Source organism: Paenarthrobacter sp. OM7 (assembly GCF_029873575.1).
Taxonomy (GTDB): Bacteria; Actinomycetota; Actinomycetes; order Actinomycetales; family Micrococcaceae; genus Arthrobacter.
The window spans coordinates 1,765,920-1,792,916 of the sequence record NZ_CP123579.1 but is presented as its reverse complement, the minus strand read 5'-3'; the positions used below and the strand labels follow the sequence as shown (position 1 = coordinate 1,792,916).

The window sequence follows — 26,997 nt, the reverse complement described above, 5'->3', positions numbered from 1 at the left end:
GGACGTACCCAGACTAGGGCCTTAGCCCACCTTGACGCTGATGGTGTGATAGCCCGTGGCGCCATCCGGAGCCACGGGTGCCTTTTCCTCGGTCTGCGGCTGGCCGGTGGTATCGGTGGCCCGGACCTGCACTTCGTAATCCCCGGGGGTGAGATCGAGGCCCAGTTGCCATTGATACCAGGTGTCCGTGGAAATCCCGCTCGCAAGAGTGGCCTGCTTCCAGGGTCCGCGGTTGACGCGGAGCTCAACGCGGCTGATGCCCCGGTGCTGGGCCCAAGCCACACCTCCGAACTGCACTGTGCCCGGCTGGACCGTCCTGCCGCTGCGGGGAACGTCGATGCGTGACTGCGTCTTGATGGGTCCGTGGTCGCTCCAGCCCCTGGGGGTCCAGTACGCGGTGTGGTCCGCGAAGCGGGTGACTTTCAGTTCGGTGAGCCATTTGGTGGCGGAGACAAATCCGTACAGCCCTGGCACGATCATCCGCACCGGGAAGCCGTGTTCCAGCGGGAGCGGTTCGCCGTTCATGCCGACGGCCAACAGGGCGTCGCGGTCGTCGGTGAGGGCCTCCAAAGGTGTGCTGGCCGTCCACCCGTCGTTGCTGGTGGACAGCACCATGTCTGCGCCGGCTTTGGGACCGGCCATGGCAAGGAGTTCGCGGATGGGCCATCCCAGCCAGAGCGCATTGCCTATGAGGTCGCCGCCGACGTTGTTGGATACGCAGGCGATGGTGACATGCCGTTCGATCATGGGTTTGGCGAGGAGCGTGGCAAAGTCGATCTCGATCTCCCGGTCCACCAATCCGGTGACCTTCAGCCTCCACGCCGGCGGGTCGATGGCCGGTACCGTCAGTGCCGTATCGATTCTGTAGAAATCGGAGTTGGGGGTCACCAGGGGGCTGATGCCGTCCACGGGAAGCGAGGCGCCGGCGGGTATTGCCTGCGGTGGGATCACGGGTTCCGGGAGCGTCATGGAACTGCGGAAACCTGACGCCACGGCCGTGGCCCGGGTGAGGACCGCAGTGACGGTTCCGGCCACGACGGCGGCGAGGGAGGTGCCAGCGAGGGCGTTGAGGAAACTCCGCCGTGCCAGGGGTGCGGGATCATGCCCTTGAAGTTCCTGATTTGCTGCCTCGGGTGCCCACGTGACGAGCCGCCGGATGAGGGTGCGCAACAGCAGCATCGTGACGACCGCAGCGACGATCGGGGCCAAGGCCGCCTGCGGGCTTGCTTGGGCACGCGTGACGACGGCGGTCAGTCCAGCTGCTCCGGCCACCCCAGCCAGCGCCAGTCCCCAGCCGGCGCGGCGATGCTCCAGAACGCCGGCCAGCGCGGCCAACAATCCCGCGACGAGACCGATGGATGCAATCAACACGATCTTGTCCGCTGTGCCGAACAACTGCACGGCCAGGTCCTTCACTCCGGGGGGCACTGCATCAATCACAGCTCCGCCCAGGGCCGTGACAGGGGAAACCAACGGGCTCAGCATGCCTGCGGTCAGTTCGCCGGCAGCAATCCCAGCACCGCCCGACGCTACACCTGCCGCGGCAGGCCACCGACGTAGGCTGAGCCGGCCGCGTGACCGGGTGGAGGCGCGGGTTTCCGGCCTGTCCACACTTTTGTGCGTACTCATGATGCGCCTCCCGCGCGTTCGTCGGCTGAAATCCCGGACGTGGCCGGGACGGATCCCGCCGGAAGGGACAACGCAAAGCGACAGCCGCCGTCGACGTTTTCCACAGTGACTGATCCGCCGTGGGCCTTGACGATGCCGGCCACCATGCTCAGTCCGATGCCCGCGCCACTGTATCTGCCCTGCAGTCCATCAGTGGTGCCCCGGGCGGGGTCTTTCTGCCAGCCCGTCTCGAACAGATGCGGTAGGTCCTCGTTCCGGATGCCACCACACTGGTCCTGCACTGCGACCACTGCATTTCCGCCGTGGTGCCCCAGCCCGTCGCGTCCGACGCTGACGTGGACCTCAGTGTCCGGCCGGCTGTAGATAATGGCGTTGAGGAGGATGTTCCGCACGGCCCGGGCGAGGCTGGGGCCATCGGCGACGGCCATGCACTCACGGTCGCCGCCGCCGTCGAGCGTGATGCCGCGTTGAGCGGCCAAAGGTGCGAGATCGGACAACGCATCGCTGACAAGATCGTAAAGGTCCAGTGGTTCAGCACGGAGACGGAGAGTGCCGGCCTGGATCTTGGACAACTCCAGGAGATCATTGACCATGGCGGTCATCTGCTCCGTCTGTCCGATGATCTTCCGGTAATAGCCCGGCACATCGGACGCCATACCGTCTTCAAGTGCCTCGGTCATGGCGCGCATGCTGGCCAAGGGGGTCCGGAGATCATGCGATATCCACGACACCAATTCCCGCCGGGCCGTCTCAATGGCGGCTTCACGTTCCCGTGACTCGGCGAGGCTGCGGCTGCTGGCCTCAAGTTCCTTGGCCAGTTCGGCAAGTTCGGACGTCATGGCGGGAGCACTGCCCCGCCCCTCCCCGGCGTGGTCCAAGGTCTCCCCCCGGCCCAGGCGCCGCGCGGCAACCACCAACCGGGCAGCGTTACGTGACACGCCCGCGCCCAGCATGAGTGACAAGGCAACAGCTACTGCTGATGCCACGGCGAGGATGTACCACATGACTTCCAGGTCCCTGGCAGAGATGAACATGGCATTGAACGCACTGACCATGCCGGCCACCAGGACCGCAACCGTAGCGACGACCACCAGGCAGATCTGTGCCAGGACCGACGCCCGACGCAGCAGTCGCAGGCTGAACAAGGTTGCGGCGCCGATGAGGACGGCCCAGAACAAGACCCAAGCCAGGATGGTCCACAGCTCACTGCCCTCCATGGCCACGCTCCCCGCCGCCGGAGTGCTCCGGCGCGTTGCCGGAGGCGGAATCGAAGCGGTACCCCACACCCCAGACCGTCTTGAGCAACTCAGGCTTGGTGGGGTTGGCTTCAATCTTTTCCCGCAGGCGACGCACGTGCACTGTGACTGTTGAGAGATCGCCGAAGTCCCAGCCCCAGACGGCCTTGATGAGTTCCTCGCGGCTGAAAACCTGGCGTGGCCGCCGCATCAGGAAAGCCAGGAGATCGAATTCGCGCACCGTCAAGGCCAACGGAACTCCGTGATGCGTTACTGTCCGGGACGCAGGATCGAGTTCGAGACCCGCGGCTTCCACTGGTGGTTCCGGCGTGAACTCCTTAATGCTTCGCCTGAGCACCGATTTCACCCGGAGCACCAGCTCGCGCGGTGAGAAGGGCTTGGTCACGTAATCGTCAGCGCCCATCTCCAGGCCGAGGATCCGGTCATCTTCGGTGCCCAAAGCCGTAACCATGATCACCGGTACGCTCATGGTCTGGCGGAGCCGGCGGCACACCTCCACGCCGTCCAAACCAGGCAGCATGCGGTCCAGGATCACCAGGTCGGGTTTGCGGTCCGCTGCCACCTGAAGGGCGGTAAATCCGTCACCCGCCATGTCTACCTGAAAGCCCGCTTGCAGCAGGTAGTCGCGGACCACATCGGCGATGGTCTGTTCGTCTTCCACCAGGAGGATGCGGCGATTCCCTGGTTCCGCTGATGATGCCGTAGGTGTGGTCACGCTTTCAGCATAGGTTTGCCGGCGGTCCCCGGCACGTGATTCAGGCATCCGCGGCGCAAGCGTATGCAATCCGTAAGAACTGTATGACTGTAATCGGTGTCACTGATCCTGCCACGGTGGCGTAGCCTGAATTTATGAGTGTTCAGCTGGGAATGCCGGTGCCCCCTCCGGGTGGCCCCGCGGGCAGCAAGGAAAGTGGCATCGCGGTACCGCCGCCGCGCCCGGCAGGAACGCCTGCGGGCCTGTGGGACCGCTATGGCCGGCGGGCTACGGACATGCGGCTGTCCCTGACGGACAAATGCAACCTGCGCTGTACATACTGCATGCCGGCCGAGGGGTTGGAATGGCTCTCGAAACAAGCCGTGATGACCAGGGACGAAATTGTCCGGATCGTCCGGATCGGGGTCAACGCCTTGGGCGTGCGGGAACTGCGCCTCACCGGCGGCGAACCCTTGGTCCGCGCCGACCTGGTGGACATCATTTCCGACATCCGCAGCGACCACCCGGACCTCCCGATCTCCATGACCACCAACGGTGTTGGCCTGGACAAAAAGGCGGCGGCGCTGAAGGCTGCGGGCCTCACCCGCATCAATGTCTCGCTCGATTCCCTGCACGAGGAAACCTTTACCAAACTCACGCGCCGGCCGTTCCTGGATCGCGTCCTGGCCGGCGTTGATGCCGCTTGGGCGGCCGGCCTTGGGCCGGTCAAGTTGAATGCCGTGCTGATGCGCGGGATCAACGACGCCGAATCGCCGGACTTGCTCGCCTGGGCCTTGGGCCGCGGCTACGAGCTTCGCTTCATCGAACAAATGCCGCTGGACGCCGATCACGGGTGGACCCGTCGCAACATGATCACTGCCGCCGAGATCCGGGATCTGCTCTCCCGCGACTTTGTGCTGGCGCACGACCCCCGCGAACGGGACGGCGCCCCGGCCGAACGATTTGAAGTACGACGCCGGGACACGGCTTCCGGTGAAGCTGCGGGCCCAGTCCTCGGTACAGTCGGCATTATCGCCTCGGTCACCGAACCGTTCTGCGCCGACTGCCGCCGAACCCGCATCACGGCCGAGGGCAAGATCATGAGTTGCCTCTTCTCCCGCGAAGAATTCGACCTCCTGGGCCTGCTTCGCGGCGGGGCCACGGATCACGAACTGGCATCGCGGTGGCAAGACGCCATGTGGGTCAAACCTAAAGCCCACGGCATGGACCACACAGGTCTCGGCGCAGCGGACTTTGTCCAGCCGGACCGCAGCATGAGCGCAATCGGAGGCTGAAACCTTGCTTGTCCGCTACTTCGCTGCCGCACGCGCGGCGGCCGGTGTCGAAGAAGAACGTCACGTCCTCCCGGAAGGCACCAGCCTGGAAGCGTTGCTGGAAGCCGCACTCGCCGTCGAACGTCCGCTGCCTCCCGAAGGCACCCCGACGCTGGACCGGATCGTGGCACGGAGCAGTTTCCTGCGCAACGAGGTAGCTGTGCGGGACCGTTCAGCGCCGCTGGGAGCCCAGGACGTCATCGATGTCCTGCCGCCGTTCGCCGGAGGCTGAGGCTCAGGCCTTACGGAAGACGCTCCTCAGCAACGGACTGTAGTCCGGTGTTCCTTCCAGCCGTAGATCGGCCGTGTGCACCAGGACCCCGTCCTCGACGCGGAAGGTGTGCCGGGCAACGCCGTCGGCAGTCCTCCTGTCCAATGTCAGGGTGCCTGCATTCCACGCTCCCCTGACCGGGCTGGCCGGCGACCTCCCCAGGCTGTCTACGTAGTACCAAAGAGTGTCCCCGTGATCCCGGTCCACAGTGAACATGCCATGCCCTTCGAAGTGCGTGCCGTCCGCCTCGCGGTGCCGGTAGCTCTGGACGACGGCATACCCGCCGGCGGCCTTGGTGAAAACCACTTCCGCTTCAGCCGTCCGGGCACTCCCCCACGGCGACGCGGCAATCTCCGTGATGCCCCGCCAGTGACCGATGAAGTCCTGCAACAGCTCCGCGGCCAGGCCGCTCGAGGGCAGATCCATCATGTCTCCAAAGTCGTCAGGGCAGCATCATCACCGTGTGATCATGCTGCCCTGTTGACAGTGCGTGCGTCCAGAGGCCTAGAGTCCGAAAGTCTCGGTTTCCTCGAAAGGACCCACCACGGTAATGGTTCGCGGTGCAGCTGCGAGTTCGCGGGCCAGGTCCTGCACTTCTTCCACCGTGACGGCCTGGATCCGGGCAAGGGTTTCGTCGATGTCCTGGAATTCTCCGGAAACCAACTCTGCCCGGCCCAGCCGGGACATCCGTGATCCCGTATCTTCCAGGGCCAGGACGATTCCCCCACTGAGTTGGCCTACGGCTTTACGGAGTTCTTCTTCTGTGATGCCCTCCTTGGCAAGCTTCTCCAGCTCGACGCCCAGGAGGTCCAGTACCTGGCGGACCTTGGACGGCGTGCAGCCAGCGTACATTCCGAAATAGCCGGCGTCAGCGTAAGCCGCAGTGAAGGAGTAGGTGGAGTAGACCAGGCCCCGCTTCTCGCGGATTTCCTGGAACAGCCTGGAGGACATGCCGCCACCCAGGACAGCGTTGAGCACGCTCATAACGAATCGTCGGTCATCGGTTGCCACGATCGTGGGGCAGCCCATGATGATGTTGGCTTGCTCCACGGGGCGCTTGACCACATGGAGGCCGGACGTTCCGCTGATGACGGCGCGATCGGTACCGCGGCGGTTGACCGGGGCTGCCTGGGTGTCAAGCTTCCAGCCCGCGGCCGTCAGGGCATCGAGGACAAGGTCACAGACGACGTCGTGGTCCAAGCCGCCGGCAGCGGTGATGACCAATTCCTCCGGGCGGTAATAGCGCTGGTAGTGTTCCCAGACCGCGTCCCTTGCCACAGCCTTGATGGCGTCAGGGGTTCCACCAATGGGACGGGCCAGGGGGTGGTTGCCGAGGACGGCCTCCACGAATTTCTCGTGGGCAACATCCGTCGGGTCATCGCTGTCCATGGCGATTTCCTCAAGGATGACATCGCGCTCCTGCTCCAGTTCAGCAGGATCCAGGACGGCGCCGGTGATCATGTCGGCAATGACATCGATGGCCATGGGCAGGTCTGTGTCCAGGACCCTGGCAAAGTAACAGGTGCTTTCCTTCGCGGTGGCAGCGTTTGATTCGCCGCCCACCTCGTCAAAAGCCGACGCGATCTCCAAAGCGGTGCGGCGCTTGGTGCCTTTGAACAGCAAATGCTCAAGGAAGTGCGTGGAACCGTGCTGGCCGTCCGCTTCATCGCGCGAACCCACTGCCACCCAGAACCCTATGGTGGCCGAACGCTGGCCGGGCATTGCCTCGGTCAGGACGCGCACGCCGCCGGGAAGGACCGAGCGCCGTACGACGGAACCGCCCTCGGCACCATGGATCAGTTCGCCGCCGGGAAGAGTCTGCTCCAGCGGCAGGGGTACGACAGTCATCAAGGCCTTTCAGGTTTTCGGGTTAAGGCCGGAAGGGCCGGTGGAGCTTTTACAAGCCCACCGGCCCCGCCGGGTGTACTGCTTACAGACTACTCTGCGGACTCTTCAGCGGCCTCAGCCGGAGCGTCCTCGGCAGCTGCGCCGTCTTCCTCGGCAACAACCGGGGAGAGGGAAAGCTTGCCGCGGTCATCGATCTTGGTGATCTCGACCTGGACCTTCTGGCCCACGGAGACTACGTCATCAACGTTGTCCACGCGCTTGCCGTTGGCCAGCTTGCGGAGCTCGGAGATGTGCAGCAGGCCGTCCTTGCCCGGGGTCAAGGAAACGAAGGCGCCGAAGGTGGTGGTCTTGACGACCGTGCCCAAGTAGCGCTCACCGATTTCCGGGACCTGCGGGTTGGCGATGGCGTTGATGGCGGAACGTGCTGCATCGGCAGACGGACCGTTGGTAGCGCCGATGTAGACCGTGCCGTCATCCTCGATGGAGATGTCCGCGCCCGTGTCTTCCTGGATCTGGTTGATCATCTTGCCCTTGGGGCCAATGACCTCGCCGATCTTGTCCACGGGGATCTTGACGGCGATGACGCGCGGAGCGAACTCGGAGAGCTCATCCGGGGTGTCGATCGCTGCGTTGATGACCTCGAGGATGTGGAGGCGGGCTTCGCGGGCCTGCTTCAGTGCTGCAGCCAGCACGGAAGCGGGGATGCCGTCGAGCTTGGTGTCCAGCTGGATGGCCGTGACGAACTCGGACGTACCGGCAACCTTGAAGTCCATGTCGCCGAAAGCGTCTTCGGCGCCGAGGATGTCGGTCAGCGCTGCATAGCGGGTCTGGCCGTCAACCTGGTCGGAAACCAGGCCCATGGCGATACCGGCAACTGCTGCCTTCAACGGCACACCGGCGTTGAGCATGGAAAGCGTCGAAGCACAGACAGAGCCCATGGACGTCGAGCCGTTGGAGCTGAGGGCCTCGGATACCTGGCGGATGGCGTAGGGGAACTCTTCACGCGTCGGCAGAACCGGAACCAGGGCGCGCTCTGCAAGAGCACCGTGGCCGATTTCGCGGCGCTTCGGGGAACCGACGCGGCCGGTCTCACCGGTGGAGTACGGCGGGAAGTTGTAGTTGTGCATGTAGCGCTTGCGCGTTACCGGCGACAACGAGTCGATCTGCTGCTCCATCTTGAGCATGTTCAGTGTGGTGACACCCATGATCTGGGTCTCGCCGCGCTCGAAGATGGCCGAACCGTGGACGCGGGGCAGAACCTCTACCTCGGCGGTGAGCTGGCGGATGTCCGTCAGGCCACGGCCGTCGATGCGGATCTGGTCCTTGAGGATGCGCTGGCGCACAACCTGCTTGGTGACCGAGCGGAAAGCTGCGGACAGTTCCTTCTCGCGGCCTTCGAAGTTACCGGCAAGCGCACCCAGGACTTCGTCCTTGAGTTCGTCAGAGGCAGTGTCGCGGTCCTGCTTGTCAGCGATCTGGAAGACGGCAGCCAGCTTGTCGGCAGCAGCGGCCTCAACAGCGGCGTAAACATCGTCCTGGTAGTCCAGGAACACGGGGAACTCGACGGTGGGCTTGGCCGCGCGTGCAGCCAGGTCCGCCTGTGCTTCACAGAGTGCCTTGATGAACGGCTTTGCAGCCTCGAGGCCCTCGGAGACAACCTCTTCGGTGGGGGCTGTGGCGCCCTGTTCCTTGATGAGGTTCCAGGAGTTGTCCGTGGCTTCGGCTTCAACCATCATGATGGCGACGTCGTCACCCGTGATGCGGCCGGCTACAACCATGTTGAAGACGGCGTTCTCAAGCTGGGAGTGCTTGGGGAAAGCAACCCACTGCGAACCCTGTTCGTCAGCGATGAGGGCGACGCGGACGCCACCGATCGGGCCGGAGAACGGGAGGCCGGACAGCTGCGTGGACATCGAAGATGCGTTGATGGCGACGACGTCGTAGAGCTCATCGGGGTTGATCGCCAGGACGGTGACCACGATCTGGACTTCGTTGCGCAGGCCCTTGACGAAGGCCGGGCGCAGCGGACGGTCCATGAGGCGGCAAGCCAGGATGGCTTCGGTGGACGGGCGGCCTTCGCGACGGAAGAACGAGCCCGGGATACGGCCGGCAGCATACATGCGCTCTTCAACGTCAACCGTCAGCGGGAAGAAGTCGAAACCTTCGCGCGGCTGCTTGCCTGCGGTGGTTGCGGACAGCAAGGCGGTGTCTTCGTCGATGTAGACCATCGAAGCGCCGGCTGCCTGCTTGGCAAGGCGGCCGGTTTCGAAGCGAATGACGCGCTTGCCGAAACGACCGTTGTCGATAATGGCTTCGGAGAACTGGATTTCGGGACCCTCCATAGAGAGTCACCTCCGTTTCTGTTAGCGGAAGTCCGCCGCATCAACCCAGGCCTCTTCTTTATTCCTGGCCTGTACGACACCCGGTCATCGATCGAGATCCACGGGGCAATCGTCACCGATTGTTCCCGGGAATCACTACCGAGGACCGCGAATGCGCGATGCGGTTGATTCCTGTTTTTAGTTGTTGGTGAAGAAGACGGCCCGTTCCACGAGGGACCGGGCCGTCCCTAAAGTCAGACTAGCGACGCAGGCCGAGGCGCTCGATGAGCGCACGGTAGCGGGCGATGTCGGTGTTCTTCAGGTAGGAAAGCATGCGCTTGCGACGACCAACCATGGCCAGCAGACCGCGCTGGGTGTGGAAGTCGTGCTTGTGCTCCTTCATGTGCTCAGTCAGATCCTTGATCCGCTGGGTCAGGACTGCAACCTGTACCTCGGGCGAACCGGTGTCGCCTTCAGAGGTTGCGTATTCCTTGATGATGGACTGCTTTACAGCGGCTTCAAGTGCCACGTGAACTCCTAGAGTTGTGCCGTGCCTCCCGGTCCAGCGCCTCGCTGACGGGTTGCCTTTGGTGCGTCACCGCACACAAAAACAGGTCCAGCCGCCACGGACTGCAGCCGGATCCACTCATCAGTTTACCGGCAGGCCGGCAGTGTTGTCGAAATGCGCTTAGCTCTGGCCCAGGAGCTTGTGCGCCTGGGCGACATCCAGGCACATTTGCTCAACCAATGCCTCGGGTCCCCGGTACGCCACCATGCCGCGGAGGCGCTGGGTGAATTCAACGGCTACGGTTTGGCCGTAGAGGTCGAAGTCCTCCACATTTTCCTCGGGACGATCGATCACATGGGCTTCCACCTGACGGCTGACGCCATCGAACGTGGGGTTGGAACCCACGGAAATCGCAGCGGGCCACCGGGTTCCGGACTGGTCGATCAACCAGCCGGCATAAATTCCGTCCGCAGGAACATAGCCCGTGGAATCGTGGGAAAGGTTGGCGGTGGGGAATCCGAGGTCACGGCCACGGGCGGCGCCATGGACGACTTCCCCGCGCATGCGGTGGGGCCGGCCCAATACCGCGGCGGCAGTCACGACGTCTCCCTCAGACAAAGCTTCCCGCACCCAGGTGGAGGAACAACGGCGGTCGGTATCGCCGTCGTCGTGGACAGGGAAGCCTCCCGCGCCGTACTCATTAACTACCTGAACACTGAAACCGAGCTGGTCCCCCAGCTCCTGCATGGTGAGGACATCGCCGGCATTGCCCGCGCCGAAACGGAGGTCATGGCCCACCACCAGGTGAGCGGCGTGCAGCCCGTCCAAGAGGACCTCGCGCACAAACTCCAGCGGCGTCATGGCCGCCAGGTCCAGGGTGTACTTCATGACCAGTACGGCATCGACGCCGGTGTCCGCCAGGGCTTCCAGCTTGTCTTGGAGCCCCATGATCAATTCCGGGGCAGAATCCGGCCTGTGGACCTGGGCGGGGTGGGGATCAAAGGTCACTGCTACCGACGGGATGTTGTGCCGCTTGGCGGTATCAGTCAGTTGCGCCAGGACATGCTGGTGTCCGCGATGGACACCGTCAAAGTTTCCGATGGTGACGACAGTAGCTCCGAAGTCCCTGGGGACTTCAGTGGGATCGTTCCAGATGTGGACCATCAACCTCGCCTTTTACTGCAGATATTCGTTCCGCCCGGCAACCTTCCGGCGCCGGAACATTCTAAGGTTACCCGCCAGGGCAGCTGGCTCAGGACGGTCTGCGTTTGTTGAGCCACAGGAGCCCGAGGACCGGCAGGACCAAGGGGACAAATCCATAACCGCGTCCGAACAGCGACCAGACGGTGTCGTGCGGGAAGGCGACGGGATCGAACAGGCTGATGGCCCCCACCACCAGCACACCCACAAGTTCCGTCAGCACCGCCGCAAGGGAAACCTTGAACCAGGTGCGGCCGGGCTTGGCCAACGAAATGGTGGCCACGATGTACACAACGGCGGCGAAGGCAGAAAGGATGTGCGCCAAGGGAGCTTCGGCAAACTTGGTGGCGATCTGGTAGCCCGCACGCGCCGTTGCCGACAATGCGAAGACCGCATAGACCGCGATCAGCAGGCGGCCCGGACCAGTATTGCGGGTGTCCTTCTGCTGCGGGTTTGCCGGGTTGGTCTCGGTTCCAGTCACGTCGTGTTCTTCCTTCAAGGTCAGTACCAGATCTGGTTCATGCGGGCACCCATAACGAGCACGGTGACCCCCACTGCGGCCAGGACAAAGTTGCTCCAGCGGGTTCGTTCAAGGATGGCCCAGTAAACAGCACCCAACGGGATCATCAGGGCCGTGACCAGGTACCCCCAGAATTCCCAGGCCTCACCGGCAATCTGCTCACCCATGGCCACACGAACGATCGAACCCACCAGATACACCAGGAGGACCAGTTCAACGGCGAGCACGGAGAAGATGGTGGGATCGTTCGGGGCTTTCTTCATCAGGCCTGCCACGAGGCACATGATGGTGGACACCAATCCGACGATCAGGATGGCGTAAAAATATCCGTCCATGGTTATTGCCCCTGCCCGGTTCCGGACCCAGTTCCCGGAGCGAAGACCAACACCGGCTTCGCAAAGCTGCCGGCGTCCGCCAGCAGTGCTACCAGCTCACCCGACGGCGCGAACGCGGCTGCGGGGTTCTCTGCCGTAGCGGCCGTGGACGTACCTGCCCCGGGGCCGGCAGCAATACGGCGGCCAAAGGAGATCTCCGTGGTTTCTTCTTCGCTGAGCTCCCGGTTGGGCATGAGGGCCCTGGCCGCCAAGGACATCTCCAGCACGTTGAGTTCTTCTGCCAGCTCCTCCAAGGTGCGGGCCTGGTCAAGGGTGTACGGACCTACCTGGGTCCTGCGCAGGGCAGTGAGGTGCCCCCCGACGCCCAGCCCGTTGCCGAGGTCTCGGGCCAACGCCCTGATGTACGTGCCGGAAGAACATTCCACGGTGACATCAACGTCAACTACCCTGCCGCCGTCGATCCTAGTTATGGAGTGGACATCGAAGCGGTGAATGGTGACCGGGCGGGCGGCGAGCTTGACTTCCTCGCCGGAGCGGACGCGGGCGTAGGAACGTTCGCCGTTGACTTTGATGGCGCTGACGCTGCTGGGAACCTGCTGGATGGGTCCTGTCAGCGCGGCAACCCCGGCGGCGATGGCGTCATCGGTGACCTCCGCGGCCGTGCGGGATTCGGTGACTTCGCCCTCAGCGTCATCGGTGATGGTGGTTTCGCCCAGCCTGATGGTGGCGGTGTAGGTCTTGGAAGTGCCCACGATGTAGGTCAACAGGCGCGTAGCCTTGTTGATGCCGAGTACCAGCACGCCGGTGGCCATGGGATCCAGCGTTCCCGCATGCCCCACTTTCCGGGTACCAGCCAGCCGCCGCATCCGGCCAACCACATCATGGCTGGTCCATCCCTGCGGTTTGTCAACGATTACCAGTCCAGAAAGCACGCTTACCAGTATATGGGTGGCTAGGATGGCTCCCATGCCTGAGCTTGCCACACATGTCCGCGACGTCCCCGTGAACCAGATCCGGGAAATCACCGAAGCCGCCTGGGCAACCCCCGGAGCGATCGTCCTCAGCATCGGCGAGCCGGGCTTTGCACTGCCGCGGCACGTCCTGGACGCCGGTATTGCCTGCCTGGACCGGGATGAGACCAATTACACACCGAACGCCGGGATTCCCGCGCTCCGTGAAGCCTTCGCAGCGCGCTTCCGCGAACAGCAGCACGTGCAGATCGGGGCGGAGCGGGTCTATGTGGTGGACGGCACGCAGCAGGGCCTGCACTTCGCCATGAGCCTCCTGCTCGCTCCGGGCGACGAGATCCTTATTCCCAACCCCGGGTACCCCACGTTCGCCATGACCAGCCGCCTCCTGCACGCAGTGCCGGTCCAGTACCCGCTGTACCCGAAGAACGACTTCCAGCCCCACATCGAGGACATCGAAGCACTCATCACACCACGGACCAAGGTGCTGATGTTGAACTCCCCCTCCAACCCTTTGGGCGCGGTCATCAGTGAAGACGCCACGCGCCATCTCGTGGAGCTGGCAGTGCGGCATGACCTCTGGATCATTTCGGACGAGTGCTATGAGGCCTTCACGTTCGATGTGCCACATGTCAGCCCGGCCCGCTACGACAGCGACGTTCCCGGTGAAGCCCGCGTTTTCACCTCCCTGACGCTGTCCAAGACCTACGGCCTCACGGGCCTGCGCATCGGTGCCTTGATCTGCCCTCCAGGACTGGAGCAGAAGATGAACAACGTCATGGAATCGATCGTGTCCTGCGTCGCATCACCTTCCCAGTACGCCGCTTTGGCCGCACTCACGGGGCCGCAGGACTATGTTTCCCACGCCCGCGACCACTACCGGAGCAACCGGGATGCGGCCTCAGCGGTGTTGTCGGGGAAAGGAATTCCGTATTTGGGAGCACAGGGGGCGTTCTATTTGTGGGCCGACGTCTCCCATGTCACCAACGGGGATGTCCGCACCTGGGTGCGAAAGTTCCTCGCTGATGCCGGGGTGTCCTTCGCGCCGGGAACGGCATTCGGCTCAATCGGTGAAGGATGGATCAGGATTGCCCTCTGTGGTGGGCAGCAGGACCTGCTCGACGGCGTCAGCCGGCTCCCAGCCAAGGTCTAGTTGCCGGGGACTCCAAGATGCGGGCGCCTCCGCAGGCCGTCCGGCCTCAGTAGGCGGTCCGGCGGGAGTGGTTGAGCCAGGCCTCGAAGGGGTCACCTGACGCGGGCAATGCAGCGTGCTCTACCGGCAGCAGCCCAGGCCTGGCACCGGCGAAATATTCGTAGAACACGGCGTCATCAAACCCAGCCCGGGCGGCACCATGCCTGTCCGCCGCGAAGTAGACATGGCCGATCCTGGCCCAGAGCGCGGCCGATAAACACAAGGGGCACGGCTCACAACTGGCGTAGAGAACCGATCCTGTGAGGTCGAACCGTTGCGCCGCGGAAGCGGCCCGGCGGATCGCCACGACTTCTGCATGGGCTGTGGGGTCATGGTCGCGGGTGACCCTGTTGACACCTTCATGGACAGTCCCGTCCGGGGTGACCACAACGGCGCCGAAAGGACCGCCGCCGTCGGAAACGTTCTGCACCGCCAGGTGGATGGCACGGTTCAGATATTCATCACGTTGCTGAGCAGTGTGCGCCGACATGCTCTGATCCTAACGAGTCTGAGTACAGCCAATGCCCCTAAAACGCTGTCTTAGGGGCATTGGCTGTACAAAAACGCTGAGGTTCTTAGCGGTTGGCGTCTTCGTCGAGTTCTTGATCTCCGGAGAGATCAGTGTCCTCTTCGTCGAAGTCGTCCTCGTCGATGTCCTCAGGGGCATCGCCCTTGTAGGGGTCGGCCTCGCCGGCGTGCTTGGCACTGGCAGCCAAAGCGGCTACCTCGGCATCGCGACGCTTGGCTTCGCGCAGCAACTCCTCAAGGTTCGAGGCGTTGACGGGGATTTGGTCCGCAACAAACTCGAGCGTCGGGGTAAGCCGGACGGTGATGTTGCGGCCAACTTCCTGCCGAAGCACACCCTTGGCCTTCTCCAAGGCGCGGGCAGCATCTGCGTGGGCTACCTCGTCACCGAAGACGGTGTAGTAGATGGTGGCGTGCTGAAGGTCGTTGGTGACGCGGGCGTCGGTGACCGTGATGGACTCGACACGCGGATCTTTGACCCGACGACCGAGGGCCTCAGCGACGACGACCTTAATCCGCTGTGCCAGCTTGGCAGCGCGTGCGGGATCAGCCATGACTTCCTCCTGGAAAGTTAGAAACGGGGACGGAACGGGTCCGCCGGGGCTACCCGACGGACCCGTTCCAAACGGAACCTAGACGCGCGGCTTTTCGCGCATTTCGAAGGTCTCGATGATGTCGCCTTCAGTGATGTCGTTGAAGGAGCCAAGACCGATACCACACTCGAAGTCGGTGCGGACTTCGGTGGCGTCATCCTTGAAGCGCTTGAGCGTCTCAACGGTGAGGTTGTCACCGATGACCTTGCCGTCGCGGCTGACACGTGCCTTGCTGTTACGGCGGATGATGCCCGTGCGGACGATCGAGCCTGCGATGTTGCCGAACTTGGAGGAACGGAAGACTTCGCGGACCTCGGCAGTGCCGAGCTGGACTTCTTCGTACTCCGGCTTGAGCATGCCCTTGAGAGCCATCTCAATGTCATCGATTGCTGCGTAGATGACCGAGTAGAAACGCATGTCCACGCCTTCACGGTCAGCAAGTTCAGCAACGCGCTCGGCCGGCTTGACGTTGAAGCCGATGATGATGGCGTTGTCCACCGTAGCGAGGTTGACGTCGTTCTGCGTGATGGCACCCACACCGCGGTGAATGACACGCAGCTGAACGTCGTCATCTCCGACGTCGATCTTGAGCAAGGCGTCTTCGAGGGCTTCCACGGCACCGGAAACGTCACCCTTGAGGATGAGGTTGAGGGTGTCGATCTTGCCTTCTGCAACGGCCTGGTCGAAGTCCTCCAGGCTGATGCGCTTGCGACGCTTGGCCAGTGCGGCGTTGCGGTCGGCAGCTTCACGCTTCTCAGCGATCTGGCGGGCCGTACGCTCGTCAGGGGTCACCAGGAAGGTGTCACCTGCACGCGGCACGTTGGACAGGCCGAGGACCTGCACCGGACGGGACGGCAGTGCGACATCGAGTGCCTCGCCGTTCTCGTCGAACATGGCACGGACGCGGCCGTGAGCCGTACCGGCCACGATCGTGTCGCCCACGGCCAAGGTTCCGGACTGGACCAGGACGGTAGCAACAGCACCGCGGCCCTTGTCCAGGTTCGCTTCGATGGCAATGCCTCGAGCGTCCTTGTCAGGGTTGGCGCGCAGATCCAGTGCCGCATCGGCCGTGAGCAGGACGGCGTCGATCAGTTCGTCAATATTGAGGTTCTGGCGTGCAGAGACCTCAACGAACATGGTGTCGCCACCGTACTCTTCCGGAACCAAGCCGTACTCGGTCAGCTGGCCCTTGACCTTGTCAGGGTTGGCGCCTTCCTTGTCGATCTTGTTCACCGCGACGACGATCGGCACATTGGCTGCCTGGGCGTGGTTGAGCGCTTCCACCGTCTGCGGCATCACGCCGTCGTCGGCTGCGACAACCAGGATGGCGATATCGGTGACCTTGGCACCACGTGCACGCATGGCCGTGAAGGCCTCGTGACCGGGGGTGTCAATGAAGGTGATGTCGCGGGCAGTGCCCTCGTGGACGTGGCTGATCTGGTAGGCACCGATGTGCTGGGTGATGCCACCGTGCTCGCCGGCCACAACGTTCGAGTTGCGGATGGCATCCAACAGGCGGGTCTTACCGTGGTCAACGTGACCCATGACGGTGACAACCGGGGCGCGGGCCTCGAGAACGTCGTCGCCTTCGGCGTCGAGTTCATCCTGGATGTTGATGTCGAACTGATCCAGCAGCTCGCGCTCTTCATCCTCGGGGGAAACAACCTGGAGCTTGTAGCCAAGTTCGGCGCCAAGCAGGCCAAAGGTGTCTTCGTCGAGGGACTGCGTAGCCGTTGCCATTTCACCGAGGTGGAACAGCACGGTCACCAGCGATGCGGGGTTCGCATCAATCTTCTCGGCAAAGTCCGTGATGGACGAGCCACGACGAAGCCGGATGATGGTCTCGCCATCACCGCGGGGTACCGATACGCCGCCCAGCGACGGAGCACTCATCTGCTCCAGTTCCTGGCGCTTTGCACGCTTCGACTTACGCTGCTTGCCACGACCGGCGCCACCCTTGCCGAAGGCACCCTGGGTGCCACCGCGGCCGCGGCCACCCTTGCCGAAGCCACCGCCGGCGGGAGCGCCGCCACCGGTACCTGCACCGGGCGCGCCACCGGGACGACCGGGGCCGCCACCGGGACGGCCTGCGCCACCCGGACGGCCTGCGCCACCGGGAGCCGGACGCTCAGTGCGGTTGGGCATCATGCCCGGAGTAGGACGGTTTCCGGCACCGGGACCGCCAGCGGGACGCGGAGCGCCCGGACGGGGTGCACCCGGACGCGGAGCGCCCGGACGGGGACCACCGGTGCCTGCTGCAGGACGGGGACCGCCTGCGCCGGCAGCGGGACGGGGACCACCGGGGCGTTCGCCATCGTTGCGGCGTTCGCCCCGGGGCATGCCCTGGGACGGTGCGAACGGGTTGTTACCCGGACGGGGCGGACGATCTCCGTCGCCACCACGGCCCCGGGGCATGCCCTGGGAGGTAGCAAACGGGTTGTTGCCCGGACGGGGACCGCCGGGACGGGGAGCCTGGCCACCTTGACGTGCCGGAGCCGGCGTCTCTGCCTTGGGAGCAGGACGGGCGCCGGGCTTGGCCGACACCGGGGTGGACGCGGCAGGAGCCGCGGGTGCTGCCGGAGCCGAAGCCGCGGGAGCCGCCGGTGCTGCAGGAGCCGAAGCTGCCGGAGCGGGGGCTGCAGGTGCCGGGGCCGGAGCCTTCGGTGCTGCGGGGCCCGGAGCCGGTGCTGCCGGACGGGATGCTGCGGGACGGGTTGCCGCGGGAGCGGCAGCGGGAGCGGCGGCCTTGGCAGCGCCGGCACCCGGGTAGGCGTCGCGAAGTTTCTTCACGACGGGGGCCTCGATGGTTGACGAGGCGGAGCGAACGAATTCGCCCAATTCCTGCAGTTTGGTTACTGCATCTTTGGAAGTAATACCGAGCTCTTTGGCGAGCTCATGTACGCGGACCTTGGCCACATTTCTCCTGTCTCGGTCCGCACCGAGCCAGGCACGAACCGTCTACTTCTTACTGCGGGCCTTCGCCGCTTGCGCGAATGAAAGGCCCATTGCAGAGCGCAACAAAGTTGTCATCGTTACGCACTCATCGCTGGGAACTCATCGGGTTTCCATCAGTTTTCTGACCCGCTTTCAGGTTTGGACGGTTTTCCTGTGGTGGCCTGGGCCTCCACAAGTGGCGTGCCCTGCAACAGGTAACGTTCGACGGCGTCCGTTTCGGCAGCGCCCGCAAGGGCCCTTCCGAAAGCGCGCCGCTTGATCGCCAATGCCAAGCACTTTTCGCTGGGGTGCAGCCACGCACCCCTGCCGGCCATCCGGCGTCGGACATCCACCAGGACGGCGGACGAACCGCTGCCTTGGGCGACCAGCCGGACAAGCTCGGACCGGGAGCCTTGCTTCCGGCATCCGATGCACGTGCGAACAGGCCCCTGGCCGTGTTCAAGCAGTTCAGCCACGACGTGTCCAACCTGCCTTACGTTACTGGCGCCCGACGGGCCCCGGTCCTGCACACGCAGCTGAGGCACGCCAAAGCGCGCGGATACCGGACGTAAGCCCGGTTCCATCTAGTCTAGCCCCCCGGCCCCGCACTACCGAAACCAGGGACGCCCAAGCGCGGCGCGGAACCGGCGGCATCAGCCGCCGGTTGAACCGCTAGTCGACCTTTGCCGGAGCGGCGTCGGAGACGATATCGATCCGCCAGCCAGTCAGCTTTGCGGCGAGCCGGGCGTTCTGGCCTTCCTTGCCGATGGCCAGCGAAAGCTGGTAATCGGGAACCACCACTCGGGCCGAGCGGGTTGACTCGTCCGTGATTGTGACGGAATTCACCCTGGAGGGCGACAAGGAGTTGGCAATGAAGGTTGCCGGGTCATCACTGAAGTCGACGATGTCGATCTTTTCGTCGTTCAGTTCAGTCATGACTGCCCGGACACGCGAACCCATTTCACCGATGCAGGCACCCTTGGCGTTGATGCCGGGAGTGTTGGCCTTGACGGCGATCTTGGTGCGGTGGCCTGCTTCGCGGGCAAGCGCCACGATCTCCACGGAGTGGTCGGCGATTTCCGGAACTTCCATTTCGAACAGCTTGCGGACCAGTCCGGGGTGCGAACGGGACAGCGTGATGGAAGGACCTTTGGCGCCACGGTGGACATCGACCACGAAAGCGCGCAGTCGGCTTCCGTGGAGGTACTTCTCACCGGGAACCTGCTCGGGCGGCGGCAGCAGTGCCTCAACGGCTCCCAGGTTGACCTGGATCATGTGCGGGTTGTTGCCCTGCTGGATCATGCCGGCAACGAGTTCGCCTTCACGGCCCTTGAACTCACCCAGCACGTTGTCATCCTCCACGTCGCGGAGACGCTGGAGGATGATCTGGCGGGCCGTGCTGGCTGCGATGCGGCCAAAGCCGGCCGGGGTGTCCTCAAACTCGCCGATGGGCTCGCCGTCGTCGTCAATCTCGGTGGCCCAGATGGTCACGTGGCCGCTCTTGCGGTCCAATTCCGCGCGGGCCTTCTCGAAGGCGCCGGGCGTCTTGTGGTACGCCACCAACAGAGCTTGCTCGATGGTGGGAATCAGGAGATCCAGCGGGATTTCACGCTCACGCTCCAGGAGTCTCAGTGCGCTCATGTCAATATCCATTAGGCCTCCTCAGAAGGTCCGTTGTGCTCGTCTGCCAGCGCAGCCTCGTGGAGGTGGCTGAATTCAATCTCGACTTTTCCTTGGCGGATCCTGTCGAAAGGAATAGTGATGGGGTCGCCTTGCTTGGGCTTCATGCCCTTCTTGACCTCGTGTTCGGGGATCAACGTCACGCCGTCATCCTCCACCGAGGCGATGCGGCCCAGGAGATTGTCCCCCTGGATCACGTTGACCCGGACCATGCGGCCCCGGGCCCGGTGCCAGTGGCGCGGTTCGGTCAAGGGGCGGCTGACGCCCGGCGAAGAAACCTCAAGGTCATACGGACGACCGTCGTCATGGGGATCGTTGTCCAGGATATCGGACAGCCCGCGTGAGACATCCGCAATGGCGTCAAGGCTGACACCGCCGGTCTCCTCCTGCGGCAGGTCCACGACGACGTGGACCGTGCGGTGTGAACCGGCAACGTGGATGGAAACATCCTCGAGGTAGAGCCTGCTGGCAAGGACAGCCGGTTCAAGCAGCGCCTTAAGCCTGCTCTCTTCCGGGTTGTGGATGGTGGCCGTTGAGTTGGATTCAGAACGGTGTGTTGAAGTCGTGGCTTCCGAGTCACTCACGTTGCCCGCCGCCTCCCGATAGATGTTGTTGTGACTACTAGCCTAACGATTTTCCCGGGAACATGGTGCACGGACTTTGCCACGCACGTGACACCATGGTCTGTTGTGAGCGGGCAGACAAGCGAAAAACAACGAACACCACCCTGGGGCCGCGCCCTGCTGGTTACCGTGGTGGCATTGCTCGTCGCAGGGACCGGAATAGTGCTTATTCCGCGTGATTCCGGCACTCCCCCGCCCGTCCCCTTCTCCGAAGCCGCCCGTGCGGGTGCGCTGGAAGACACTCTGCAACTTCGCGAATCGGCCGCCACCCTGTCTTCGTCCGCCGGCCAGGGTGCTGACCAGACCGCACTCAAGGACGCTGTGACTTTGCTGACAACGCAGGCTCGCGCCCTCCTGGTTCCATCCGAAGCAACTCCCTCCGCCACCGCGACCACTGCCGGCAGAGCAGACGGCACCACGCGTTCCGCCTTTGTTGCCGCTTTGTCCGCAAGCGGAACCCAGCGCCTGGCAGACGCCTACGAGGCCGACGGCGGCATCGCCCGGCTCCTCGCCGCCGTGGGATCCGCCCAAGTGCTGGGGGCCGAAAAGCTGGCTGGTGCGTGGCAGTTGCCGATCCCGAAGGATGCCGCGGCATCCAAGACCCCAATAGCTGCCGCCACGCCGTCGACGGCACCGTGCCCTTCGGTCAGCCCCACGCCCGAGCCAACGTCCGCCACCACCGACGCATCCTTGGCAGCTACGGTCCGCACACATCAGGAAGCGGTCTACGCGTACCAGGTGGCGCTCAAACGGCTGGACACTGCGTCCGCCGGCACCGCGGCCAAGGGCCTTGCAACCCACGAACTGCTGCTCCAGCAGGTGGAGGCGCTGACCCGGGCCAACTGCGGGGACGTACCTGCCAGCGAAGCCGGCTACCGTCTTCCGGAACAGTTCGCGCAGGACCCCGCCGCTGCCCTGGCTGCGATGGAATCGTCGGCTCTTCCGGTAATGGGGGACTTGGTTGCCCTGTCCACGGGTGGGACGCGGGCATGGGCGGTGGACGGCCTCCTTGCCGCTGCACGCAGGAGCCTGGCGTGGGGTGCGGACGTGCCTGCCCTGCCAGGTCTGACGCTCGACGCCGGGGAGTTGCCGCCGCTGCCGACGCCCGGTTCAGCGGGCGGTTCAGCGACGGCTCCAGCGTCCGGCTCCGCCTCCACCACACCATCCACCGGGTCCACCATGAAGGGGTCCGCGCCTCCTCCCGCCGGATAGGCCAGCCTAGCCATGCTGGTCAAGACCCTCCCCCGGTGCTTGGCTTGGATCATGGCTTCCCCAGACACTGCCACCGTGCACGAGAACGAACCCCACCGGGATGACTTGGCCCACCGGTTGAACTGGTTGCGGGCCGGGGTCCTGGGCGCCAATGACGGGATTGTGTCCGTTGCTGCGATCGTGGTGGGCGTGGCAGGTGCCACCACCAGCACCGGCAGCATCCTTGCCGCCGGTACCGCGGGCCTGGTGGGTGGCGCCATTTCCATGGCCTTGGGTGAATATGTCTCCGTCAGCAGCCAAAGCGACACCCAGAAGGCGCTGATCGAGAAGGAACGCCTCGAACTGGCCCAGCAACCCGAGGACGAACTCAACGAGCTGGCGGCCATCTACGAGTCCAAGGGACTCAGTGCCAGGACTGCCCGGGCGGTTGCCGAGGAGCTCACGGAGCACGATGCCCTGGCCGCCCATCTCTCTGCGGAGCTGAACATCCACGAGGACGACATTGTGAGCCCGTGGAATGCGGCGTTCGCCTCCGCTGTGGCGTTCACTTTGGGGGCCATACTGCCCATGCTGGCCATCCTCCTGCCTCCCCCGGAGCTCCGGGTACCGTTGACCTTCGTGGCGGTCCTGCTTGCCTTGGCGATCACCGGAGCTGTTGGCGCCTGGATCGGTGGCGCTTCCCGGTTCCGTGCGGCCTTCCGGGTGGTGCTGGGCGGCGCGTTGGCCCTGGCTGCCACGTTCTCCCTGGGAACGCTCTTGGGTGCCAGCGGCGTTTTCTAGGGGCTCCGGCTTCCCTCAGAGTTAGGCTGATCGCGTGACCCTTCACGCGATGATTCCCATTCCGGGCGACCTCCACGCCCGGTACAACCGCGACTCCGCGGGACGCGACTGGCTGGCCAGCCTTCCGGGACTTATCTCCGACGCCCTGGACCGGTGGCAGCTCTCAGTTGACCTGGCACCCGGCACCGAACCATGGAACGGCCATGGAGCACTGGTGGTGCCGGTCCTCCAGAACGGCGCCCCGTCCGCGCTGAAGATCGCCTACCCGCACGACGAAGCCCAGGTGGAGCGCCACGCCCTGGCACTGTGGGATGGTCACGGCGCGGTCCGCCTGCTGGCAGCGGATGCTCCCAGTTGCACCATGCTCCTTGAACGGCTGGAGGCCTCCCGCTGGCTCCAGGACGCCCCCATGGATCACGCGAGGGACGCCTGGGGCGCCGTCCTGCGCCGGCTCTCCATCCAACCTGACGAGCGCCTGGAGTGGCGGGCCTTGGAGCACATTGCCGCAACTGCCGAGCGATGGAGCGATGAGCTGCCGGCGGAGTGGGAACGCCTGGACCGGCCATTTCCCAGGTGGCTGCTGGAAGCGGCGCTGGAAGTATGCCAGACGCGTGGCGCCGTGGGACGCCGCTCGGGGACGGATGTCCTGGTTCACACGGACCTCCACTTCATGAACATCCTCGCTGTCCCCAGTGGCAACCGGCAGCTCCGTGGCGACTACCTGGCCATCGATCCGCAACCACAGATTGGTGAGGCCGAGTTCGCTGTGGCGCCGGTTTTGTGGAACCGGATCCATGACCTCTCCCGAACGGCCCCGGAGGCTGCGTTGCGGGAGCGTTGCCACGATTTCAGCGTCGCCGCGGGGCTCGATCCCGAGGCTGCCCGGCAATGGAGCATTGCCCGCGAGGTGGACAATGCTCTTTGGTACGCGGGGACTCCCGGTCACGGCGGAGACTTAGCGCGTTCTTTGTGGGTTGCCAGCACTCTTGCGGGCCGGACACTTGATGGCCTTCCACGGGTCCATGAGATCCCCGATCCCGGCGCTACGGCGCACTAGGCGATGACACTCACCGTGGCCCTGATCGGGTCCGGGGCCATCGGCTCGAGGATAGTGGAACTGCTCGACGCCGGGACAGTCCCTGGCGCCAGGCTCGCCGGAGTTGTGCCGCACGGCAAGGCCGGGGCAGGGTTCAGCTTCGACGACGCCTTGGAAGTGGCGGATGTCGTGGTGGAGTGCGCCGGCGTCGCCGCCGTCGCGGAATTCGGCCCCCGTACCGTAGCGGCAGGCACGGACCTGCTGGTCACCTCGATAGGCGCCTTGGGCGGACTGGACGCGATCACAGCCGCCTCCGCCGGCGGCACCATTCACCGCATCACCCTGGAGTCGCGAAAACTGCCCGCCGCCCTGGTCCAGCCGTGGATGGACGGGGAAACCAAAGAACGGCTGCTCGCCGCGACCCGGCCCGTGGAGCTTCTGCGGGGCGGCCCTGCGGACTTGATCAAGGCCTTCCCTAAATCCACCAACGTGGTGTCCGCGCTTGCCTTGGCCGCTGGCAACTGGGACGTGGTGGAGGCTGTGCTCATCGCAGATCCAGGCGCCGGCCAGACAGCCCACCACGTGGTGGCGGAGACCAGCCTGGGTACGTTCGATATCTGCGTCACCAATGAGGCATCCCCCGGTAACCCAGCCTCCAGCGCGTTGGTGCCTCACGCCGTCGTCCGCGGTCTGAAATCGCTGGCCAATGCCAGCGGCAGTTTCATCTGACGCCTGCGTGGGAATCAGGCCGCGAAGTTCTCATTCCAGACGTCGACGCCGAGCTTGATGATCAACGCCGCAACTACGATCAGGAAGACAACGCGTACAAAACTGCTCCCCTTGGCTACGGCGGTGCGTGCACCAAGATAGCCGCCGGCCATATTGGCCAGGCCCAGGACCAGCCCTACGCCCCACAGCAGGGAGCCGTGGGGAAGGAAAAAGATCAGGGCGCCGGCGTTGGTGGCCATATTGACGATCTTCGCCTTGGCGCTGGCTTCCAGGAACGCGTAACCCATGGCCGAAACCAGGGCGATCACCAGGAAAGAGCCGGTGCCAGGGCCGATCAGACCGTCATAGAAGCCAATGACGGCGCCTATGAGGCATGCCACCACGTAGTGCTTGTGGCCGTCGTGGCGGAGGGCAGTCAACTCTCCGGCGCGGGGGCGCAAGGCAGTGAAAATGGCGACGGCGATCAATGCCACCACGATGATCGGCTTGAACACACTGGCAGGCAGCGAAGCGGCCAGGATGGCCCCACCGAAGCTCCCCGCCAACGCGATGACCGCCATGGGCACGGCTGTTTTGAGATCGGGTCCCACGCGCCGGTAATACGTCACGGCGCTGGTGGTGGTGCCGAAAATGGACCCCATCTTGTTGGTGGCCAAGGCCTGCACCGGCGTGATGCCGGGAACCAGCAGCAGGGCGGGAAGCTGGATCAGTCCCCCGCCCCCTACAACAGCGTCCACCCAACCGGCGGCGAATCCAGCCACCACAATCAGGATGAGAGTGGTGAGCTGGATTGATTCGAAGCCGGAAATCACCGGTTTCGTACGGAGTTGACCACGTAGTCCACGGCCTTGTCCACCGCAACGTTCTCGGCTTCGCCGCTGCGGCGATCCTTGACTTCCACCACACCGTCCACAAGTCCCCGGCCAACGGCCAGGATGGTGGGCACGCCAACCAGCTCGGCATCGCCGAACTTTACACCGGGAGAAACCTTCGGACGGTCGTCGAAAATGACGTCCAGGCCGGCAGCTTCAAGCTCAGCGGAGAGCTTTTCAGCAGCCTCGAAGATTTCATCGCCACGGCCTACGGCCACCACATGGACATCTGCCGGAGCCACTGAGCGCGGCCAGACGAGGCCGCGGTCGTCATGGTTTGCTTCAGCCAAGGCGGCCACTGCGCGCGTAACACCAACGCCGTAGGAGCCCATGGTGACAACCTGCTGCTTGCCGTTCTGGTCCAGCACCTTCAAGTCCAAGGCCGCGGCATACTTGCGGCCGAGCTGGAAGATGTGGCCCATTTCGATGCCGCGGGCGGTCTCCAGCGGACCGGATCCATCCGGGGCGGGGTCGCCTGCACGCACTTCGGTGCTTTCAATGACGCCATCCCACGTGAAGTCGCGGCCGGCGACCAGCCCAAAGACATGCTTGCCCTCGGCGTTGGCGCCTGTAACCCAGCTGGTACCGGAGACGACACGGGGATCCACCAGGAACAGCACCTTGGACGAGCCCTCAAGGCCCAGCAGAGGCTGGTCCAGGGACAGGCCGGGGCCGATGTAGCCCTTGACCAGCCACGGCAGCTTCTTGAGGTCCTCTTCGTTGGCAGCCTCGAGGCCGATCTCGCCGGCAATCGGCAGGTGTGAGCCGATGTTGGCTTCCACGCGCTTGAGGTCCACTCCGCGGTCGCCGGGGACACCGATCACCACGATCTGGCGCTCACCCGTTGGCAGGGTCACGGCAAGGACAACGTTCTTGAGCGTGTCAGCGGCAGTCCAGGCGCCGCCGTCGGCCTCGCTGCGCGGAGCCAACTGGTTGGCTGCGGCCACCAAGGTATCAATGGTGGGAGTGTTCGGGGTGTCCAGGACCTGGGCGGCCGGTGCGTTGGTGAAATCGATCTCCTCCGGGACAACGGTGGTCACAGCCTCGACGTTGGCGTAGTAGCCACCCGCCGAGCGCACGAATGTGTCCTCGCCGATCTCGGTGGGGAAAAGGAATTCCTCGCTCTTGGAGCCACCCATGGCACCGGCGGTGGCAGCAACGGGGATGACTTCCAGGCCGAGGCGCTCAAAGATTTTCAGGTAGGCGGCGCGGTGGGCGGCGTAGCTGGCATCCAAACCGGCGTCGTCAATGTCGAAGGAGTACGAGTCCTTCATGATGAACTCACGGCCACGGAGGAGGCCGGCCCGGGGGCGTGCTTCATCGCGGTACTTGTTCTGGATCTGGTAGAGGCTCAGCGGCAGGTCCTTGTACGAGGAGTACAGGTCCTTCACCAGGAGCGTGAACATTTCCTCGTGCGTGGGGGCAAGAAGATAGTCCGCGCCCTTACGGTCCTGGAGGCGGAACAGGCCTTCGCCGTATTCGGTCCAGCGGTTGGTGGCCTCGTAGGGCTCGCGGGGCAGCAGCGCCGGGAAATGGACTTCCTGGGCGCCGATGGCCGACATTTCCTGACGGATGATCTCTTCTACCTTGCGCAGGACGCTCAGTCCCAGCGGCAGCCACGTATAGATGCCGGGTGCTGCGCGGCGGATGTAGCCGGCACGGACCAGGAGCTTGTGGCTGGCGACCTCAGCGTCAACGGGATCTTCACGCAGGGTGCGCAGGAATAACTGGGAAAGGCGAAGGACCACGGGTACGTATCCGTTTCTATGGCAGGTGTGGCAAAAACAACTGTCTACTAATCTACCGGGTGCCCACACACAGAAGAGCCACGCCGTCGCGTGTGGAAGCCCCTGGCCCCAATGGGCTGGTCATCCTGCGATGGCGTGGCTCAGCGGCCGGCCGGCCGCAGACTCTGTCCTGGGACTAGATCGCCGTTC

26 protein-coding genes are annotated in these 26,997 nt (G+C 64.3%); 7 read left to right on the top strand and 19 right to left on the bottom strand.

Going from position 1 to position 26,997, the window contains the following annotated elements; translation table 11 throughout:
• Window positions 1-21: 21 nt before the first annotated feature.
• Genes QEH68_RS08250 through QEH68_RS08240 form a run of 3 tightly spaced genes read right to left on the bottom strand, consistent with a single transcriptional unit; the run spans window position 22 to window position 3,600 of the window.
• Window positions 22-1,629, bottom strand: coding sequence for a molybdopterin-dependent oxidoreductase (locus QEH68_RS08250; protein WP_280627648.1), 1,608 nt, complete (start codon window positions 1,627-1,629; stop codon window positions 22-24).
• Window positions 1,626-2,846 carry a HAMP domain-containing sensor histidine kinase gene (locus QEH68_RS08245; protein ID WP_280627647.1) on the bottom strand — a complete coding sequence of 407 codons (1,221 nt, stop codon included), beginning with the start codon at window positions 2,844-2,846 and terminating at the stop codon, window positions 1,626-1,628. The genes QEH68_RS08250 and QEH68_RS08245 overlap by 4 nt, the downstream gene beginning before the upstream one ends.
• Window positions 2,833-3,600 carry a response regulator transcription factor gene (locus QEH68_RS08240; protein ID WP_280627646.1) on the bottom strand — a complete coding sequence of 256 codons (768 nt, stop codon included), beginning with the start codon at window positions 3,598-3,600 and terminating at the stop codon, window positions 2,833-2,835. The genes QEH68_RS08245 and QEH68_RS08240 overlap by 14 nt, the downstream gene beginning before the upstream one ends.
• A 134-nt stretch (window positions 3,601-3,734) precedes the next feature.
• Here QEH68_RS08240 and moaA point away from each other — a divergent pair, with 134 nt between their 5' ends.
• Complete coding sequence (gene moaA / locus QEH68_RS08235; RefSeq protein ID WP_280627645.1) at window positions 3,735-4,874, top strand: GTP 3',8-cyclase MoaA; 1,140 nt, start codon at window positions 3,735-3,737, stop codon at window positions 4,872-4,874.
• Window positions 4,875-4,878: 4 nt separating this feature from the next.
• Window positions 4,879-5,145 carry a MoaD/ThiS family protein gene (locus QEH68_RS08230; protein ID WP_089594386.1) on the top strand — a complete coding sequence of 89 codons (267 nt, stop codon included), beginning with the start codon at window positions 4,879-4,881 and terminating at the stop codon, window positions 5,143-5,145.
• Between the two features lie 3 nt (window positions 5,146-5,148).
• Here QEH68_RS08230 and QEH68_RS08225 read toward each other — a convergent pair whose 3' ends face one another.
• The 8 genes from QEH68_RS08225 to truB form a co-directional block, all read right to left on the bottom strand.
• Window positions 5,149-5,610 carry a DUF1579 family protein gene (locus QEH68_RS08225; protein WP_280627991.1) on the bottom strand — a complete coding sequence of 154 codons (462 nt, stop codon included), beginning with the start codon at window positions 5,608-5,610 and terminating at the stop codon, window positions 5,149-5,151.
• Window positions 5,611-5,688: 78 nt separating this feature from the next.
• Window positions 5,689-7,032 (bottom strand): pitrilysin family protein, encoded by a 1,344-nt coding sequence (locus tag QEH68_RS08220; RefSeq protein ID WP_207597011.1) that lies wholly within the window; start codon window positions 7,030-7,032, stop codon window positions 5,689-5,691.
• Window positions 7,033-7,121: 89 nt separating this feature from the next.
• Window positions 7,122-9,374, bottom strand: coding sequence for a polyribonucleotide nucleotidyltransferase (locus QEH68_RS08215; RefSeq protein ID WP_207597010.1), 2,253 nt, complete (start codon window positions 9,372-9,374; stop codon window positions 7,122-7,124).
• Between the two features lie 238 nt (window positions 9,375-9,612).
• A complete protein-coding gene (rpsO, locus tag QEH68_RS08210) occupies window positions 9,613-9,882 on the bottom strand; it encodes a 30S ribosomal protein S15 (protein WP_089594382.1) in 270 nt (89 codons plus the stop codon).
• 159 nt (window positions 9,883-10,041) lie between these two features.
• Window positions 10,042-11,025: a bifunctional riboflavin kinase/FAD synthetase gene (locus tag QEH68_RS08205; RefSeq protein WP_280627644.1), complete on the bottom strand. Its 984-nt coding sequence runs from the start codon at window positions 11,023-11,025 to the stop codon at window positions 10,042-10,044.
• Between the two features lie 88 nt (window positions 11,026-11,113).
• The gene (locus QEH68_RS08200) at window positions 11,114-11,560 is read right to left on the bottom strand and encodes a hypothetical protein (RefSeq protein WP_207597008.1); all 447 of its coding nucleotides are present in this window, start codon (window positions 11,558-11,560) and stop codon (window positions 11,114-11,116) included.
• 2 nt (window positions 11,561-11,562) lie between these two features.
• Window positions 11,563-11,916: a hypothetical protein gene (locus QEH68_RS08195; RefSeq protein WP_089594379.1), complete on the bottom strand. Its 354-nt coding sequence runs from the start codon at window positions 11,914-11,916 to the stop codon at window positions 11,563-11,565.
• Between the two features lie 2 nt (window positions 11,917-11,918).
• Entirely contained in the window at window positions 11,919-12,848 is a 930-nt protein-coding gene (gene truB, locus QEH68_RS08190; protein WP_280627643.1) for a tRNA pseudouridine(55) synthase TruB, read from the bottom strand.
• A gap of 34 nt (window positions 12,849-12,882) precedes the next feature.
• Between truB and QEH68_RS08185 the strand changes: the two genes are divergently transcribed.
• Window positions 12,883-14,037, top strand: a complete 1,155-nt coding sequence (locus QEH68_RS08185; protein ID WP_280627642.1) for a pyridoxal phosphate-dependent aminotransferase — start codon at window positions 12,883-12,885, stop codon at window positions 14,035-14,037.
• A 46-nt stretch (window positions 14,038-14,083) separates the two neighbouring features.
• Here the strand turns inward: QEH68_RS08185 and QEH68_RS08180 are convergent, their stop codons facing one another.
• From QEH68_RS08180 to rimP, 6 genes are all read right to left on the bottom strand, one after another.
• A complete protein-coding gene (locus QEH68_RS08180) occupies window positions 14,084-14,566 on the bottom strand; it encodes a nucleoside deaminase (RefSeq protein ID WP_207597005.1) in 483 nt (160 codons plus the stop codon).
• Window positions 14,567-14,651: 85 nt separating this feature from the next.
• Window positions 14,652-15,155 (bottom strand): 30S ribosome-binding factor RbfA, encoded by a 504-nt coding sequence (rbfA, locus tag QEH68_RS08175; protein ID WP_207597004.1) that lies wholly within the window; start codon window positions 15,153-15,155, stop codon window positions 14,652-14,654.
• A gap of 78 nt (window positions 15,156-15,233) precedes the next feature.
• Window positions 15,234-18,110, bottom strand: a complete 2,877-nt coding sequence (infB, locus tag QEH68_RS08170) for a translation initiation factor IF-2 (protein ID WP_280627641.1) — start codon at window positions 18,108-18,110, stop codon at window positions 15,234-15,236.
• A 152-nt stretch (window positions 18,111-18,262) separates the two neighbouring features.
• Entirely contained in the window at window positions 18,263-18,604 is a 342-nt protein-coding gene (locus tag QEH68_RS08165; RefSeq protein WP_280627640.1) for a YlxR family protein, read from the bottom strand.
• Window positions 18,605-18,800: 196 nt separating this feature from the next.
• Window positions 18,801-19,781, bottom strand: coding sequence for a transcription termination factor NusA (gene nusA / locus QEH68_RS08160; RefSeq protein WP_089594374.1), 981 nt, complete (start codon window positions 19,779-19,781; stop codon window positions 18,801-18,803).
• On the bottom strand, window positions 19,781-20,392 hold the full coding sequence (gene rimP, locus QEH68_RS08155; protein WP_089594373.1) for a ribosome maturation factor RimP: 612 nt from the start codon (window positions 20,390-20,392) through the stop codon (window positions 19,781-19,783). Before rimP ends, nusA begins: the two co-directional genes overlap by 1 nt.
• Window positions 20,393-20,497: 105 nt before the next feature.
• On the opposite strand from rimP, the gene QEH68_RS08150 reads away from it, so the two are divergent.
• The 4 genes from QEH68_RS08150 to QEH68_RS08135 are packed head-to-tail and all read left to right on the top strand — an operon-like array spanning window position 20,498 to window position 24,188.
• A complete protein-coding gene (locus QEH68_RS08150; protein ID WP_280627639.1) occupies window positions 20,498-21,643 on the top strand; it encodes a ferritin-like domain-containing protein in 1,146 nt (381 codons plus the stop codon).
• Between the two features lie 51 nt (window positions 21,644-21,694).
• A complete protein-coding gene (locus tag QEH68_RS08145) occupies window positions 21,695-22,423 on the top strand; it encodes a VIT family protein (RefSeq protein WP_207597000.1) in 729 nt (242 codons plus the stop codon).
• A gap of 34 nt (window positions 22,424-22,457) precedes the next feature.
• Window positions 22,458-23,480 carry an aminoglycoside phosphotransferase family protein gene (locus tag QEH68_RS08140; RefSeq protein WP_280627638.1) on the top strand — a complete coding sequence of 341 codons (1,023 nt, stop codon included), beginning with the start codon at window positions 22,458-22,460 and terminating at the stop codon, window positions 23,478-23,480.
• 3 nt (window positions 23,481-23,483) lie between these two features.
• Window positions 23,484-24,188, top strand: coding sequence for an aspartate dehydrogenase domain-containing protein (locus QEH68_RS08135; protein ID WP_280627637.1), 705 nt, complete (start codon window positions 23,484-23,486; stop codon window positions 24,186-24,188).
• Window positions 24,189-24,202: 14 nt separating this feature from the next.
• Here the strand turns inward: QEH68_RS08135 and QEH68_RS08130 are convergent, their stop codons facing one another.
• On the bottom strand, window positions 24,203-25,000 hold the full coding sequence (locus tag QEH68_RS08130; RefSeq protein WP_207596998.1) for a TSUP family transporter: 798 nt from the start codon (window positions 24,998-25,000) through the stop codon (window positions 24,203-24,205).
• Window positions 24,997-26,808, bottom strand: coding sequence for a proline--tRNA ligase (locus tag QEH68_RS08125; protein WP_207596997.1), 1,812 nt, complete (start codon window positions 26,806-26,808; stop codon window positions 24,997-24,999). Before QEH68_RS08125 ends, QEH68_RS08130 begins: the two co-directional genes overlap by 4 nt.
• Between the last annotated feature and the right edge of the window lie 189 nt (window positions 26,809-26,997).